The organism is Lentzea sp. NPDC037011 (genome assembly GCF_055607425.1).
The window spans coordinates 187,488-202,619 of record NZ_JBVJRT010000010.1; the positions used below are offsets into that span (position 1 = coordinate 187,488).

Sequence of the window (15,132 nt, forward strand, 5' to 3'; positions counted from 1 at the left end):
GCCGTTTCAAGATCCACAACGGCCGACTTGTCCACAGCCACCGAGTTGTCCACAGATTCCCCTCGGCCCCACCACCCGCCCCGCCCCACCCTGCAAGGTCGTACCCAACGACCCGCAGGGAGGCGAAGGCGATGGAAGCACCGGTACTGGTCCGCAGGCGGCCGCAGCAGGACCTGGCCCGCAGGGGTGAGGATCTGGCGTGCAGGTACCTGGAGCAGCAGGGCCTGGTGGTCCTGTCGAGGAACTGGACGTGCCGCGACGGAGAGCTCGACGTCGTCGCGGTCGACAGCGGCCAGTTGGTGGTCGTCGAGGTCAAGACGCGCACGGCGCCGGCCTGGGGGCGTCCGGACGAGGCGGTCGACGAACGCAAGCTGAGCCGCTTGCGGCGCACAGCGCTGCGCTGGCTCGGCGCGCACCAGGTCGGGTGGTGCCCCGTGCGGGTGGACCTGATCTCGGTGCTCTGGCCACCGGGCGGCGAACCGCAGGTGCAGCACCTGCGAGGGGCCTGACGTGGGCCTCGCGCAGGCGTGGTCGGTGTCGCTGTACGGCGTCGACGGCCTCGTGGTCGAGATCGAGGCGGACGTGGGGGTCGGCCAGCCGCGCACCCACCTGCTCGGGCTGCCCGACGCCGCGTTGCACGAGTCCAAGGAGCGGGTGAAGGCCGCCGTCCGCAACACGCGGGAGGAGTGGCCCAAGCAGCGCATCGTGCTGGGCCTGTCCCCGGCGGCGCTGCCGAAGGGCGGCAGCAGCTACGACCTCGCGATCGCCTGCGCCACCCTGTCGGCCGCCGGCTCGGTCCCGCCCGACCGCCTCGGCAGCACCGTGCTGCTGGGCGAGCTGGCGCTCGACGGCCGGGTCCGCGCGGTCCGCGGCGTCCTGCCCGCCCTGCTGGCCGCCCGCCGCGCCGGCCTGCGCACCGCCGTGGTGCCGGTGGACGCGCTGCCGGAGGCCGCCCTGGTCGACGGCGTGGAGGTGCACGGCGCGCAGACGCTGGGCGAGGTGCTCACGTGGCTGCGCGGCGACGTCCCGGCGCTGGCACCCGTCCCCGAGCTGGCCGACCCGCCACCGCCGCAGGTCCCCGACCTGACCGACGTCGTGGGCCAGCCCGAGGCGCGCTGGGCCCTGGAGGTCGCCGCCGCGGGCGCCCACCACCTGCTGCTGACCGGCCCGCCGGGCACCGGCAAGACGATGCTCGCCGAACGCCTCGCCGGCCTGCTGCCACCCCTGAGCCGCCAGGACGCGCTGGCCGTCACCGCCGTCCACTCGGTGGCGGGCGTGCTGTCGAGCAACGCGCCGCTGGTGTCCAGCCCGCCGTTCGTGACGCTGCACCACACGACCTCCATCGCCGCCCTGGTCGGCGGCGGCAGCGGCCTGGCGAAACCCGGCGCCGCCTCCCGCGCGCACCGCGGCGTCCTGTTCCTCGACGAGGCCTGCGAATGGGGCCAGAAGGCCATCGAGTCCCTGCGCACCGCCCTGGAGGACGGCGAGATCCGCATCGCCCGCCGCGACGGCACCGCCCGCTACCCGGCCCGCTTCCAGCTGGTGCTCGCCACGAACCCCTGCCCCTGCGCCCCGCCGAAGGAGATCGACTGCTGCTGCACCCCGGCCGTGCGCCGCCGCTACCGGTCGCGCCTCTCCGGCCCCCTGCTCGACCGCGTCGACCTGCGCGTCCGCATGCGCCCGATGACCGCGATGTCGAACGCCGACGCCACCCCACCCGAACCCACCGCCACAGTGCGAGCCCGCGTCCTCGCCGCCCGCACCCGAGCCGCCGCCCGCTGGTCCGCCCACGGCCACCCCTGGCAGACCAACGCCGACGTCCCCGGCCCCTCCCTCCGCCGCGAGTTCGCCCTCCCACGCCCCGTGACCGCCCTCCTGGACCGCGCCCTGGCCACCGGCGCCCTGACCGGCCGCGGCGCCGACCGCTGCCTCCGCGTCGCCTGGACCCTCGCCGACCTCTCCGAGTCCGCCCGCCCGACCTCCGACCACGTGGCCGCAGCCCTCTCCTTCCGCGACCGCTCCTAACCCACCCTCAACCCCCGCCTACCCACCCACCTACCCACCCCCAACCCACCCTCGCCAGCGCGGGCACCAGCCCCAGCGCCACCGCCCGCCCCATCGCGGCCACCGCCGCCACACCGAGGGCGGTGCCCGCCGAAGCCAAGGCAGCGCCTACCGATCCCCTCGACGGCGTCCGCCAAGCCCAAGGCGGCGTCCTGCAGGCCCAAGCCCTCTGTCCTGATCCGCCTAGCTCAATCAGCTCAGTCCCGCCCGCCCAGTCCTGCCCGCCCGCCGGCCGAGTCCCGCCCGGCCAAGTCCCGCCCGGCCCAGTCCCTCCTCGACCCAGTCCCTCCTCGACCCAGCCCGACCGGGCTCACCCGCCGCCCAGGCCCGACACATCCCCGGCCCGAACTACCCCGTTCGACCCGCCCCGTTCGACCCGCCCCGTTCGACCCGCCCCGACCGGACCGGGCGCTAGCCGCCGCCCACCTTCCGCCGCTTTCCGCCACCACCAGACCGCCGGGCGCGGAGCCCACTCCCACTCCGCGCCCGGCCCCACCCCCGCCCCTCCGAAACCGCACGACCCCCAAACAGCCGGACGCAGAGCGTTCGAGCCCCGGCTCTGCGTCCGGCCCCACAAGCGGGACGCCCGCCCTCCCCGGCGGGCGTCCCGCTCCCTCCCCCACAACGCCGCCCACGCGCCTCCAGCTCTCCTCAGCCCGTCCCCTCCCGAACCGATCAACCCACCCACCTCAGACACCTCAGACAGGAGTCCGACCGTGAACCTGTTCTCCGCCTCGCCCGCCCTGGCCGTCGCCGCCTCGCCGACCGCAGGCCTGCCCTCCCACTGGCTGCCCTCGGTGGTCCGCGGCCGGACTCCTGCCACCAGTCCGCCGTGGTGGCCACATCCCTGGCAGCGGTGGCTTCCCTGGTGGTGGTTCCAGTGAGCGGCACCGCGCCCGACGACGTTCGTCTTGCCAGGGCATACCTCTCGCGTGTTGCTGAACCGCATGCCGGGGCGCTGGCCGGGCTGGTGTCGGAGGTGGGGCCGGTGGAGGCGGCGCGGTTGGTGCGAAGCGGCGAAGTTTCGCCGTCGGTGGTCAGCCAGACGTCCGCGCGCAGGGCCGAGGAGCGGGCGCATGAAGACCTCGAGCGCATCGCTGGGCGGGGTGGGCGGTTGGTGGTGCCCGAGGACGCGGAGTGGCCGGGGTGGCCGTTCATCGCGTTGACGTTGGGGCACGCGCGGCGGTTGCGGTGTGGTGGTGAGCCGTTGGCGTTGTGGGTTCGGGGGCCGTACGACCTGGGGGAGGTCACCGAGAAAGCGGTGGCCGTCGTCGGGTCGCGGGCTGCCAGCGGGTACGGCGAGCACGTTGCCGCCGAGTTCGGGTACGGGCTGGCGCAGGCCGGGGTGACCGTTGTTTCCGGTGCGGCGTACGGGATCGACGGTGCGGCTCACCGGGGTGCGCTCGGCGGTGGCGGGGTGACGGTCGCGGTGCTGGCCTGCGGGGTGGACATCGCCTACCCGGCCGGGCACCAGGGGTTGCTCGGGAAGATCGCGAAGGAAGGACTGGTGATCAGCGAGTACCCGCCGGGGGTGACGCCGGCGCGGCACCGGTTCCTGACGCGCAACCGGCTCATCGCGGCCTTGGGGGTCGGGACCGTCGTGGTCGAGGCGGGGCGGCGCAGCGGGGCCAAGAACACGGCGGCGATCACGGTGGCGTTGGGGCGGGTGCTCATGGCCGTGCCGGGGCCGGTGACGTCCGCGAGCTCTGCCGGGTGCCACGAGCTGCTCAGGGACCGGCAGGCGGAACCGGTCAGTTCCGTTGCGGAGGTCGTGGAGTCGGTGGGGCGGTTCGGGGACGATCTCGCCACCCAGCCCGCGCAGAAGCAGAGCGAGATCGGCGCACCGCAGGGCGAGGCGATGCGCGTGTACGAGGCGCTCGGGAAGCGCAGCGCGGTCAGTGCCGAGGTCGCGTCGGTCGAGTCCGGGGTGGCGTTGGAACGGGTGCGGGCGTTGTTGCCCGAGCTGGAGCTGGCCGGGTTGGCGCTGCAGGCCGACGGCGGCTGGCGGCGGGTGGAGGTGCCACGGTGATCAGGTGACCTTATGACCTGCGCTTCTCATATGTCCATTGTGGAGTCAAAGCAAATCTGTCGGCGGTTCTGGTGCTGGGACTTCATTCCACGTCGAGGGGGAAGGAGGTGGACCTTCGGCTGATTGGGTGGTCGTGCTAACCGTGAGCGCTACTCCGAAAGGTGATCCGTGGCCGTTGTTGTGCCGATTGTCGTCACGGGGAGTGGGAACGTTACCGGCTGAACGATCATGAGAGCGCTCCCAGACGGCGTGGGGGTGTGGCGAGACTTGACCAAACGCCCCGACTGGCGCAGCGTCTTGGCCTATGTCCCCGCCGCCGCATGGTCGGACACGCCGTGTCGATCTCGTTCGCCTGCGCGAAAAACTGCCGACCAACGTCGCGGAGGCGTTGCGGCAGTACGAACGGCACCTCACGTTGGAGCGTGATCTCTCGCCGCACACGGTGCGCGCGTACATGGGAGATGTCGTCGCGCTGCTCGGACACGTCGCGGGGGACACCCCGGAGAACGCCGACGTGGGCCGGATCGACCTGATCGGGCTGCGGTCGTGGCTGGCTGCTCAACGCGCGGAAGGGTCGAGTCGCACGACCCTCGCGCGGCGTGCGGCGGCGGCGCGGACGTTCACGGCCTGGGCGCACCGGGCCGGGCACCTCGCCGCGGACCCCGGTCCGCGGCTCGCCGCGCCGCGGCCGCACCGCACGTTGCCGGCGGTGTTGCGGGCGGATCAGGCGAAGGACGCGATGGAGGCCGTATCCTCTGGCGCTTCCGAGGGCGATCCGGTTGCGCTGCGTGATCAGGCCGTGGTGGAGTTGCTGTACGCCACAGGTGTCCGCGTGGCTGAACTCTGCGGGCTTGACCTCGACGACGTCGACTACTCCCTAAGGGTGATTCGAGTTCTTGGCAAAGGTGGACGCGAGCGCACCGCACCGTTCGGCGTTCCGGCCGAGCGAGCATTGCGGCGTTGGCTCGACCAAGGCCGGAATGCCCTGGTAGCAGCCGATTCACCGCCGGCGCTGTTCCTCGGCGCCCGCGGCGGCAGGCTCAACCAGCGGGCCGTTCGCCAACTGGTGCACGAGGTCGTCGCCGTGGTGCCGGACGCACCGGACATCGGGCCGCACGGGTTGCGCCACTCCGCTGCGACCCATTTGCTGGAAGGAGGAGCGGACCTGCGCACCGTCCAAGAACTGCTCGGTCACGCTACGCTCGCAACGACTCAGCTTTACACACACGTCACTGTCGAACGGCTGAAGGCGATCCATGACCGAACCCACCCCCGTTCCTGACGCCGCAGGGGGAGGATCGCGTACGGCGACCGTGCCCCCTGAACCCATCGTGCCCGCAACCGCCACCAAGCAGGCGAGCAACGGTCACCGTCAGAACGGCGCGCCGCGCACCGAGGTGAGCACCGGGTCGGCCCCAGAACCCGGTGCGGACACGCACGTCAACGGCACGCCTGTGGCCGCTCCGACCGCGGTGACGCGCGCGGACGTGCGGTCCGGTGACGACGTCGAGGCCGGCATCGTCGCGCTGTGGCGCAGCTACGGCGGGTCGCGCGACCAGAACGAGCGCGACCGCCTCGTCCTGCACTACGCGCCGCTGGTCAAGTACGTCGCCGGTCGCGTCGGAACCGGCCTGCCCGCGCACGTGGACGTGGCCGACCTGATCCAGTCCGGCATCTTCGGCCTCGTCGACGCCATCGAGAAGTTCGAGCCGGAACGCGGCCTCAAGTTCGAGACCTACGCCATGCAGCGCATCCGCGGTGCGATCCTCGACGACCTGCGCTCGCAGGACTGGGTGCCGCGCTCGGTCCGCAGCCGCGCCCGCGATGTCGAACGCGCCCTCGAACGCCTCGGCGCCAAGCTCCAGCGCACGCCCACCGACCGCGAGCTCGCCGCAGAGCTCAAGATCGGGCTGGCCGAACTGCGCGAGCTCTACGGCCAGCTGCAGCTCACCAGCGTCGTCGCCCTCGACGAGCTGATCGCGCCGAACAAGGGCGGCTCCTCGCTCGCCGAGTCGCTGCCCGACGACGCCGCGGAGGACCCGGTCGCGAGCCTCGTCGACCAGGACAGCCGCCGGCAGCTCGCCGACGCCATCGCCCAGCTCGCCGAACGCGACCGCGTGGTCGTCACCCTGTACTACTTCGAGAACCTGACGCTCGCCGAGATCGGCAAGGTCCTCGGCGTGACCGAGTCCCGCGTCTGCCAGCTGCACACCCGCGCCGTCCTGCGCCTGCGCACGAAGCTCAACGAGCAGTCTGAGGCCTAGACCGCCTCCTTTCCGTCGCAACCTGGTCCGTACCGGGCTGCCGTTGACACGCGCCTGTGGTCTCGCCGCCGGAACATGACCGCTGGGCCACGGTTGATCGACTGGGGTGGGTGGTGGCCTGAGGCCGCCTGACCGAGCTGGTGGACTGAGGCTGGTGGGCCTCAGGCTCGTAGACCCGAAGCCGCTGGACCGGGCTGGAGGAGCTGGGGTTGCGGACAGGGTGGGCCGGGGCTGGTGGACAGGCTGGTCCACCAGGGACTGTCGGACCGAGCTGTGGTTCGTGCTGCGCACCCGCCGCCCGATCGGGGCCATGGCTCACCACCTCGCGCCCGGAACGTGCCCGAGTCGTGGTCCCCCTGTCGTGTCGGAGTGCGCTACGAAGGGGCGGCTTGAGGTCTCGAAGAGGTGAGTGGGGCTCGGAAACGAGGGTGAATCGGGCCTCCCGGAGGGGTGTCTGGGGCAATTCACTCGATCGAGTGGCGATCGGTTGCGCAGTGAAATCGGGGTGCGCGAGCGGCCCGTGCGGGCGGTGAGCGGAGGGCGGGTCACGGGCTGCGGATCACGGGCTGCGGGCCGTGGACGGCGGGGGTGTGGGGAGCAGGCGGACGCGGCCGGAGGAGAGCAGGCGGAGCGGGTCGACGTAGTCGTGGCCGCGGCGGGCGCCCCAGTGCAGGCACGCGGCCGGGCAGTGGCCGGGCTGGAGGTGGCCGATCACCTCGCCGCGGCGAACGGTGCTGCCGGCGGTGACCGCGGGCGTGATCGGTTCGTAGGTCGTGCGCAGGGGGCCGCGGTGCTGGAGCGAGACCAGGGTTCTGGCGGCGACCGCGCCCGCGTAGGCGACGGTGCCGTCGGCGGCTGCCAGCACCGGTGTGCCGGCGGAGGCGGCCAGGTCGACGCCGCGGTGGCCGGGGCCGAACGGTGTGGCGGGGGCGGTGAACGCGCGCACCACGGGGTGCGGCGGGGGCAGGGGCCACGAGTAGCGCGTGGTGGCCGGGGTCAGGAGGGTCGCCAGGAGCAGGGTGGTGGGGAGGAGCATGGGGACAGCTTCGGGTAGGGGATGTCCCGGGGACCACCGGCGAGCTGGGAACTGTGGACAACTCGGGGGTTGTGGACAAGTGCTCCCTCCGGCTACCTGCCGATTGGAGGTTTGTCGGGGGTGGGGCGTAGACTGTCGGGCGCGTCCCGTCTGTGCGGGACGACTTCGCGTGCCAACGCAGATCCGACCTGCTGTCGCTAGCTGGGTCGAGTCACGACGTCCGACGGTCCTGGCGGTGCAGAGATGCTCCGCGGGTGCGGGCGACGGCTACGGCACCAGGGCCGACGGCCACCCCGGCCGGAGGCGTCAACCGAACCGACGCGCAAGGTGAGACCTGGCGCGTCCGACAGATGAGGTGCGAACCGGCCATGGCCGTCGTAACCATGAAGCAGCTGCTCGACAGCGGCGTGCACTTCGGGCACCAGACCCGCCGCTGGAACCCGAAGATGAAGCGCTACATCTTCACCGAGCGCAACGGCATCTACATCATCGACCTGCAGCAGACGCTGACCTACATCGACCGGGCTTTCGAGTTCGTCAAGGAGACGGTCGCGCACGGCGGGTCGATCCTGTTCATCGGCACCAAGAAGCAGGCGCAGGAGGCCATCGCCAACGAGGCGCTCCGCGTCGGCATGCCCTACGTGAACCAGCGCTGGCTGGGCGGCATGCTCACCAACTTCTCGACGGTCCACAAGAGGCTCCAGCGCCTCAAGGAGCTCGAGTCGATGGAGCAGACCGGCGGTTTCCAGGGTTTCACCAAGAAGGAAATCCTGATGATGAACCGCGAGAAGGACAAGCTGGAGCGCACGCTCGGCGGTATCCGCGACATGTCCAAGGTGCCCAGCGCCGTGTGGATCGTGGACACCAAGAAGGAGCACATCGCGGTCGGTGAGGCTCGCAAGCTGAACATCCCGATCGTGGCGATCCTCGACACGAACTGCGACCCGGACGAGGTCGACTACCCGATTCCGGGCAACGACGACGCGATCCGTTCCGCCGCCCTGCTGACCAAGGTCGTGGCCGAGGCCGCCGCCGCCGGTCTCATGCAGCGCTCCGGTGCCCGTCGCGACGCCGCCGAGGGCCAGGACAAGCCCGAGGTCGCCGTCGACGAGCCGCTGGCGGAGTGGGAGCAGGAGCTCCTCACCAACACCTCCGCCGAGGCCAGCACTTCTGCCGAGGCCAGCACCTCCGCCGAGGCCCCGGCCGCGGCAGAGCAGCCCGTCCAGTCCTGATCTCCCACGCGGCGCCCGCACACCAGCGGGCGCCGCGTGACTCAAGCGCGTACATCGCAGAAGGAAAACGATGGCGAACTACACCACCGCGGACGTCAAGAAGCTCCGCGAGCTCACCGCCGCCGGCATGATGGACTGCAAGAAGGCCCTGGACGAGGCTGACGGCGACTTCGAGAAGGCCGTCGAGATCCTGCGCATCAAGGGCGCCAAGGACGTCGGCAAGCGCGCCGAGCGCACCACGTCCAACGGCCTCGTCGCCGTCAAGGACGGTGCCATGGTCGAGCTGCGCTGCGAGACGGACTTCGTCGCCAAGAACGCCGACTTCATCGCGCTGGCGGACGAGATCGTCGCGATCGCCAAGGCCAACAAGGTCGCGGACGTCGAGGCCCTCAAGGCCGTCGAGGTCGACGGCAAGACCGTGGACGCGCTGGTCCAGGAGTTCTCCGCCAAGATCGGCGAGAAGCTCGAGCTGGCCAAGGCCGTCGACTTCGACGGTGCCGTCTCGACCTACCTGCACAAGCGCGCCGCCGACCTGCCGCCCGCCGTGGGCGTCCTGGTCGAGTACACCGGCGACAACGCCGAGGCCGCCAAGGGTGCCGCGATGCAGATCGCCGCGATGCGCCCGAAGTTCGTCACCCGTGACGAGGTCCCCGAAGACCTGGTCGCCAACGAGCGCCGCATCGCCGAGGAGACCGCTCGCGAGGAGGGCAAGCCCGAGGGCGCGCTCCCCAAGATCGTCGAGGGTCGCGTCAACGGCTTCTTCAAGGACGTCGTGCTCCTGGAGCAGGCTTCCGTGACGGACAGCAAGAAGACGGTCAAGGCCCTGCTGGACGAGGCCGGCGTGACGGTCACCCGTTTCGCTCGGTTCGAGGTCGGCCAGAGCTGATCACGGTGAGGGCGGGGTTGCGAGAAGACGGCGACCCCGCCCTTGCTATGTCCTGACCAATGGCGCTGAGGAGGACTGACCTGTGAGCGAAGAAGGTAGCCACGGCTACAACCGGGTGATGCTCAAGCTCGGTGGCGAGATGTTCGGCGGTGGTGGCGTCGGGGTCGATCCCGATGTCGTCCAGACAGTCGCCCGGCAGATCGCTGCGGTCGTCCGGTCCGGCGTGCAGGTGGCCGTCGTCATCGGTGGTGGCAACTTCTTCCGCGGCGCGGAGCTGCAGCAGCGCGGCATGGACCGCTCGCGCGCCGACTACATGGGCATGCTCGGCACGGTCATGAACTGCCTGGCGCTGCAGGACTTCCTCGAGCGCGAGCACGGCATCGACACCCGCGTGCAGACCTCCATCCAGATGACGCAGGTCGCCGAGTCCTACATCCCCCGCCGCGCGATGCGTCACCTGGACAAGGGCCGCGTCGTGATCTTCGGTGGCGGCGCGGGTCTGCCGTACTTCTCCACCGACACCACCGCCGCCCAGCGCGCGCTGGAGATCGGCTGCGAGATCGTGCTGATGGCCAAGGCCGTCGACGGCGTCTACACGGCCGACCCCAAGATCGACCCGGACGCGCTGATGTTCGACAACATCACCCACCGCGAGGTGCTGGAGCGCGGCCTCAACGTCGCCGACGCCACGGCGTTCAGCCTCTGCATGGACAACAACATGCCGATCCTCGTCTTCAACCTCCTCACCGAGGGGAACATCGCGCGCGCGGTCCGTGGTGAGAAGATCGGCACCCTGGTCAACACCCCCGGTGGCCGGCCCGCCTTCTAGACCTGGTGGGATCAGACCTGGACCGGGACAAGGGCACGAACACGCAGAGCAAGGAGCAGTCGTGATCGACGAGACCCTCCTCGACGCCGAGGAGAAGATGGAGAAGGCGGTTTCGGTGGCGAAGGAGAACCTCGCCTCCGTGCGGACCGGTCGAGCGACTCCCTCGATGTTCAACCGCATCAACATCGACTACTACGGCTCGATGACGCCGCTGAACCAGATGGCCAGCATCTCGGTCCCCGAGGCGCGCATGGCGGTCGTCAAGCCGTACGACGCGAGCCAGCTGAACGCGATCGAGAAGGCGATCCGGGACTCCGACCTGGGCGTCAACCCGAGCAACGACGGCACCGTCATCCGCATCGTCATCCCGCAGCTCTCCGAGGAGCGCCGCCGGGACATGGTGAAGGTCGCCAAGCAGAAGGGCGAGGACGCGCGCGTCTCCGTCCGCGGTGTCCGCCGCAAGGCGAAGGAAGAGATCGACAAGCTCGTCAAGGACGGCGAGGTCGGCGAGGACGACGGCGCACGTGGTGAGAAGGAGCTCGACGCTCTGACCCACAAGTACACCGCGCAGGTCGACGAGCTCGTGAAGCACAAGGAAGCCGAGCTCCTCGAAGTCTGATTCCCCCTGATGGTTCGCCCGGCCGAGTCGCGGCAGGCGTGATTGCCCTGGCCGGGCGGAGGTCGTGATGGGAGCACAGGTGGCAGGCGGTCCCGCGGACGTGCCCGCGTCGAAGCCGTCGCGGGCGGGACGTGACCTGAGGTCGGCGGTCCTGGTCGGCGTCGGCCTCGGCGCGGTGATCATCGCGTCGCTGCTGACCGTCAAGGAGACCTTCATCGGCATCGTCGCGGCCGCCGCGGCGGTGTCGACGTGGGAGCTCGCGAACGCCTTCAAGAAGGGCGGCATCAACGTCGCCCTGTGGCCCGCTCTCATCGGCGGCCAGGCGATCATCTGGCTGTCCTGGCCGCTGGGCCGCGACGGCATGATGACCACGCTCGTGGTCACCGTGCTGGTCTGCATGTTCTGGCGGTTCCGCGGCGGTTCCGACGGTTACCTGCGCGACCTGAGCGCGTCGGTGTTCACCGTCGTCTACGTGCCGCTGTTCGCGGCGTTCGCGGCCATGCTCGTCGTCCCCGACGACGGTGCGGGCCGCGCGTTCGCGTTCATCATCGGCGTGGTGCTGTCCGACGTGGGCGGGTACGCGGCCGGTGTGTTCCTCGGCAAGCACCCGATGGCGCCGACGATCAGCCCGAAGAAGTCCTGGGAGGGCTTCGCCGGTTCACTGGTCGCCGGCGTGGTCGGTGGCGCGATCACCGTCACCACGCTGCTGGACGGCCAGTGGTGGCACGGCGCGCTGTTCGGTGCCGCGATCGTCGTCACGTCCACGGCGGGCGACCTGGTCGAGTCGCTGATCAAGCGCGACCTCGGCATCAAGGACATGGGCACGCTGCTGCCCGGCCACGGCGGCATCATGGACCGGATGGACTCGCTGCTGCCGTCCGCCGTCGCCTCCTGGCTGCTGCTGCATCTGTTCGTGCAGTGACGCCCCACTAGTCGTCGAACGGGTCGTCCACCGCGGTGCGCGGCTCGGCCTCGACGACGCGGGACGGGTCGATCACGGAGAACGCCATTCCCGCGTGGTCCTCGACCACGGTGATGCGCCCGAACGGCGTGTCGTAAGGCTCCACGGTGACCCGTCCGCCGAGCTCCAGCACGCGGTAGGCCACGGAGTCCGTGCCGATCTCCGGCGCGGCGTTGAAGTACACCATCCAGTGCGAACGCTCGCCGTAGGGGAACTCGCGGCCCATCTTCTGCCGGCCGAAGACCTCGACGCCCTCGATGGACCACGACGCGTAGTCCAGCCGTTGCCCGTCGCCGATCTGCGTGATGTCGAAGCCGCACAGCTCGCCGAAGAACTCGTCGGCCGCCGCGCCGTCGCGGGTGTTGAGCTCGGCCCACGCGTAGGCGCCGTGCCCGTTCATGCCGAACCGCCAGTCCTCCGGTACGTGCCGGAACCCGACGACGGCGCCGGTCGGGTCGCTGATCACGGCGCTCTGGGTGTGGTCGGCCCCGTCCTCGGGGTCGCGCAGCACCGAGCCGCCGAGCAGGAGGGCCTTCTCCGCTGTGGCCCGCGCGTGCGGCGTGACCAGGTACAACCGCCACGGCTCCGGTTCACCCTGCGGTAAGCCGGCGACGGGGACGCCGTCGACCATCGCCACCGTGCAGCCGTTGTCGTCGGCGTAGTGCCAGCCGAACAGTCCGGTGTAGAACTCGATCGTCGCCCGGAGGTCGTCGACGGAGCGTTCGACCCAGCACGGGCTGCCTCCGAGTAAAGGCGCGAGCTGGGGTGTGTTGGGCGCGATCGACACTGCCGCCTCCTGCAGGGAAGGAATGCGGTCACGCTACGCCGTAAGTGGACGAATTCGTACGGTCACCGGCAAATAGAGGTCTTACAGTGGCTGCGTGAGGGGATTCGTGCGGGCGGCGCTGGCGGCGGTGCGCCCGGTGGACGTGGTGCCGAGCCCGAACATCTGGCATTGGCCCGAGGTCTACGAGGTGGAGAACCGCGCGCAGGACGTGCACGGCGCGATCTGGGCCGCCCTGCGCGAGGAGTGCCCGTTCGACTCGGCCGACGTGGTCGACGTCGGTTGCGGTGACGGTTTCCACCTGCCGATCTTCGCCGCGTCCGCGCGTTCGGTCGTGGGCGTGGAACCCCACCCGCCGCTCGTCGCGCGGGCCGGCCGACGGGTGGCCGGGCTGCCGAACGCCCGCGTCGTGTCCGGGCCGGCCCAGCGGTTGCCGCTCGACGACGCCTCGGCCGACCTGGTGCACGCGCGGACGGCGTACTTCTTCGGTCCCGGATGTGAACCGGGGCTGCGGGAGGCGGACCGCGTGCTGCGGCCGGGTGGCGCAATCGCGATCGTCGACCTCGACGGGTCCGCCGCGCCGTACGGGCCGTGGTTGTGCGCGGACGAGCCGCGGTACGACCCGGCCGCCGTGGAGAAGTTCTTCACGGACAACGGGTTCTCGTTGCGCCGGGTCGTCGCCGAGTGGCGGTTCGAGTCGCGCGAGGCCTTGGAGTCGGTGTTGCGCATCGAGTTCTCCGCCGGGGTGGCCGAGCGGGCGATCGCGTCCGTTGAGGGATTGAGCTTTCCGGTGGGGTATCGGCTGCACGTGCGGCGCAAGCCGACCGGGCTGATCGTGTGAGCTGGGGAGCGTGGCTCCCCAGCTCACACGATCAGATCATCCACTGCCCCACATGCGGCTGGCTCTGGGTTTGGCGGGAGCGCCGGGGAGACGCTCCGCCGACGGAGTACACGAGGCAGCCGCCGGATCCGGACTAGGCTTCGGTTCGTGGAGAAGCGAAACGCAGGCAGGTTGAACCGCCAGGTCGGCGTCGTCGGGCTGGGGTGCTGGCAGCTCGGCGCCGACTGGGGCGAGGTGGACGAGAGCGAGGCGCTCGCGCTGCTGCACGCCGCCGCCGACACGGGGGTCGACTTCTTCGACACCGCGGACGTGTACGGCGACGGGCGCAGCGAGACGCTCGTCGGGCGGTTCCTCAAGGAGCGCAAGGACGACGGCGTCTTCGTGGCCACCAAGATGGGGCGGCGGCTGCCGGCGCAGACCACGGAGGGGTACAACCGCGAGAACTTCCTCGCGTGGAACGACCGGAGCCGCCGCAACCTCGGGGTGGACACGCTCGACCTGGTGCAGCTGCACTGCCCGCCGACGCCGGTGTACAGCCGGGACGAGGTGTACGACACGCTCGACGAGATGGTGGAGCAGCAGCGGATCGCTGCTTACGGCGTGTCGGTGGAGAAGGTCGAGGAAGCGCTCGAGGCGATCAAGCGGCCGAACGTGGCCAGCGTGCAGATCATCCTGAACGCGTTCCGGCTCAAGCCGCTCGAAGAGGTGCTGCCCAGGGCGGCCGAGGCGGGGGTCGCGATCATCGCGCGGGTGCCGCTGGCCTCCGGGTTGTTGTCCGGCAAGTACAGCAAGGACACGCAGTTCGGCGCGGACGACCACCGCAACTACAACCGCAACGGTGAGGCGTTCGACGTCGGCGAGACCTTCTCCGGGGTGCCGTTCGAGGTGGGGCTGGAGGCCGTGGAACGGCTCCGGCCGCTGGTGCCCGAGGGCGCGTCCATGGCGCAGTTCGCGCTGCGGTGGATCGTGGACCAGGCCGGTGTCACGGTGGTGATCCCCGGTGCGCGCAACGTGGAGCAGGCGCGGTCCAACGCGGCGGCGGCTGAGTTGACCGGAGTGGACCAGAAGGCGGTCGAAGCGGTGTACGACGAGCTGATCAGGCCGCACGTGCACGACCGGTGGTAGGTCACTCCTCGGCGAGGATGGCGTAGAGCTTGCGCCGCAGCTCGTTGTAGAGCTCGACGGCACGGGCCTTCTGCTCGGGCGTGCCGGCGTGGGAGATCTGCTCCATAGCGCTGCCGAGGAGCCGGATGGACGACCTCAGCTCGCCGTCGACCGGGTCGAGCTGGAAGTTGATGTCGCGCCAGGGCGGGGCCGTGTGCTCCGTCCTGCCGTGCTCGGTGAGGGTGAACAGCTTCTTGCCTCCTTCTTCTGCGGAGGAGATCAGGCCCTCGTCGGCCAGCATCTGCAGCGTCGGGTAGACCGAGCCGGGGCTCGGGCTCCAGCCGCCGCCGGTGCGCCGGGCGATCTCCTGGATGATCTCGTAGCCGTGCATCGGGCGTTCTGCCAGCAGGGACAGCACAGCCGCACGGACGTTGCCGCGCCGTTGGCGACCGCCCCTGCCGCCGCCCCCGAACGGGCCGTGGC

The 15,132-nt window shown here is 70.8% G+C and carries 16 protein-coding genes; 13 read left to right on the plus strand and 3 right to left on the minus strand.

Features of this window, described 5'->3' with window-relative positions; translation table 11 throughout:
- The first annotated feature begins 131 nt into the window (after positions 1-131).
- From ACZ7CH_RS29310 to ACZ7CH_RS29335, 6 genes are all read left to right on the plus strand, one after another.
- Positions 132-509 (plus strand): YraN family protein, encoded by a 378-nt coding sequence (locus ACZ7CH_RS29310; RefSeq protein WP_360390974.1) that lies wholly within the window; start codon positions 132-134, stop codon positions 507-509.
- 1 nt (position 510) lies between these two features.
- Positions 511-2,025 carry a YifB family Mg chelatase-like AAA ATPase gene (locus ACZ7CH_RS29315; RefSeq protein WP_360390972.1) on the plus strand — a complete coding sequence of 505 codons (1,515 nt, stop codon included), beginning with the start codon at positions 511-513 and terminating at the stop codon, positions 2,023-2,025.
- 755 nt (positions 2,026-2,780) lie between these two features.
- Positions 2,781-2,948, plus strand: coding sequence for a hypothetical protein (locus ACZ7CH_RS29320; protein ID WP_470375423.1), 168 nt, complete (start codon positions 2,781-2,783; stop codon positions 2,946-2,948).
- Positions 2,945-4,093 (plus strand): DNA-processing protein DprA, encoded by a 1,149-nt coding sequence (gene dprA / locus ACZ7CH_RS29325; RefSeq protein WP_470375424.1) that lies wholly within the window; start codon positions 2,945-2,947, stop codon positions 4,091-4,093. The genes ACZ7CH_RS29320 and dprA overlap by 4 nt, the downstream gene beginning before the upstream one ends.
- Before the next feature lie 304 nt (positions 4,094-4,397).
- Positions 4,398-5,375 (plus strand): tyrosine recombinase XerC, encoded by a 978-nt coding sequence (locus ACZ7CH_RS29330; protein WP_470375425.1) that lies wholly within the window; start codon positions 4,398-4,400, stop codon positions 5,373-5,375.
- Entirely contained in the window at positions 5,350-6,357 is a 1,008-nt protein-coding gene (locus ACZ7CH_RS29335; protein ID WP_458430616.1) for a FliA/WhiG family RNA polymerase sigma factor, read from the plus strand. Before ACZ7CH_RS29330 ends, ACZ7CH_RS29335 begins: the two co-directional genes overlap by 26 nt.
- A 559-nt stretch (positions 6,358-6,916) precedes the next feature.
- Here the strand turns inward: ACZ7CH_RS29335 and ACZ7CH_RS29340 are convergent.
- A complete protein-coding gene (locus ACZ7CH_RS29340; RefSeq protein WP_470375426.1) occupies positions 6,917-7,393 on the minus strand; it encodes a M23 family metallopeptidase in 477 nt (158 codons plus the stop codon).
- A gap of 368 nt (positions 7,394-7,761) precedes the next feature.
- On the opposite strand from ACZ7CH_RS29340, the gene rpsB reads away from it, so the two are divergent.
- The 5 genes from rpsB to ACZ7CH_RS29365 all read left to right on the plus strand — a co-directional run bounded on the left by rpsB (position 7,762) and on the right by ACZ7CH_RS29365 (position 11,881).
- Positions 7,762-8,625, plus strand: a complete 864-nt coding sequence (gene rpsB, locus ACZ7CH_RS29345; RefSeq protein ID WP_360390957.1) for a 30S ribosomal protein S2 — start codon at positions 7,762-7,764, stop codon at positions 8,623-8,625.
- A gap of 70 nt (positions 8,626-8,695) precedes the next feature.
- Positions 8,696-9,511 carry a translation elongation factor Ts gene (gene tsf, locus ACZ7CH_RS29350; protein WP_360390954.1) on the plus strand — a complete coding sequence of 272 codons (816 nt, stop codon included), beginning with the start codon at positions 8,696-8,698 and terminating at the stop codon, positions 9,509-9,511.
- A gap of 118 nt (positions 9,512-9,629) precedes the next feature.
- Positions 9,630-10,340, plus strand: coding sequence for a UMP kinase (pyrH, locus tag ACZ7CH_RS29355; RefSeq protein WP_458434326.1), 711 nt, complete (start codon positions 9,630-9,632; stop codon positions 10,338-10,340).
- Positions 10,341-10,401: 61 nt separating this feature from the next.
- Positions 10,402-10,959 carry a ribosome recycling factor gene (gene frr, locus ACZ7CH_RS29360; protein WP_360390948.1) on the plus strand — a complete coding sequence of 186 codons (558 nt, stop codon included), beginning with the start codon at positions 10,402-10,404 and terminating at the stop codon, positions 10,957-10,959.
- 67 nt (positions 10,960-11,026) lie between these two features.
- Positions 11,027-11,881: a phosphatidate cytidylyltransferase gene (locus tag ACZ7CH_RS29365; protein WP_360390946.1), complete on the plus strand. Its 855-nt coding sequence runs from the start codon at positions 11,027-11,029 to the stop codon at positions 11,879-11,881.
- Positions 11,882-11,888: 7 nt separating this feature from the next.
- Here the strand turns inward: ACZ7CH_RS29365 and ACZ7CH_RS29370 are convergent, their stop codons facing one another.
- Positions 11,889-12,707: a VOC family protein gene (locus ACZ7CH_RS29370; RefSeq protein ID WP_360390943.1), complete on the minus strand. Its 819-nt coding sequence runs from the start codon at positions 12,705-12,707 to the stop codon at positions 11,889-11,891.
- Positions 12,708-12,801: 94 nt separating this feature from the next.
- Here ACZ7CH_RS29370 and ACZ7CH_RS29375 point away from each other — a divergent pair, with 94 nt between their 5' ends.
- Both ACZ7CH_RS29375 and ACZ7CH_RS29380 read left to right on the plus strand, forming a co-directional pair.
- Positions 12,802-13,545, plus strand: coding sequence for a class I SAM-dependent methyltransferase (locus ACZ7CH_RS29375; RefSeq protein WP_470375427.1), 744 nt, complete (start codon positions 12,802-12,804; stop codon positions 13,543-13,545).
- A gap of 147 nt (positions 13,546-13,692) precedes the next feature.
- The gene (locus ACZ7CH_RS29380) at positions 13,693-14,670 is read left to right on the plus strand and encodes an aldo/keto reductase (protein WP_458430621.1); all 978 of its coding nucleotides are present in this window, start codon (positions 13,693-13,695) and stop codon (positions 14,668-14,670) included.
- A gap of 1 nt (position 14,671) precedes the next feature.
- On the opposite strand, the gene ACZ7CH_RS29385 is transcribed toward ACZ7CH_RS29380, so the two are convergent.
- On the minus strand, positions 14,672-15,067 hold the full coding sequence (locus ACZ7CH_RS29385; RefSeq protein ID WP_470375428.1) for a PadR family transcriptional regulator: 396 nt from the start codon (positions 15,065-15,067) through the stop codon (positions 14,672-14,674).
- Between the last annotated feature and the right edge of the window lie 65 nt (positions 15,068-15,132).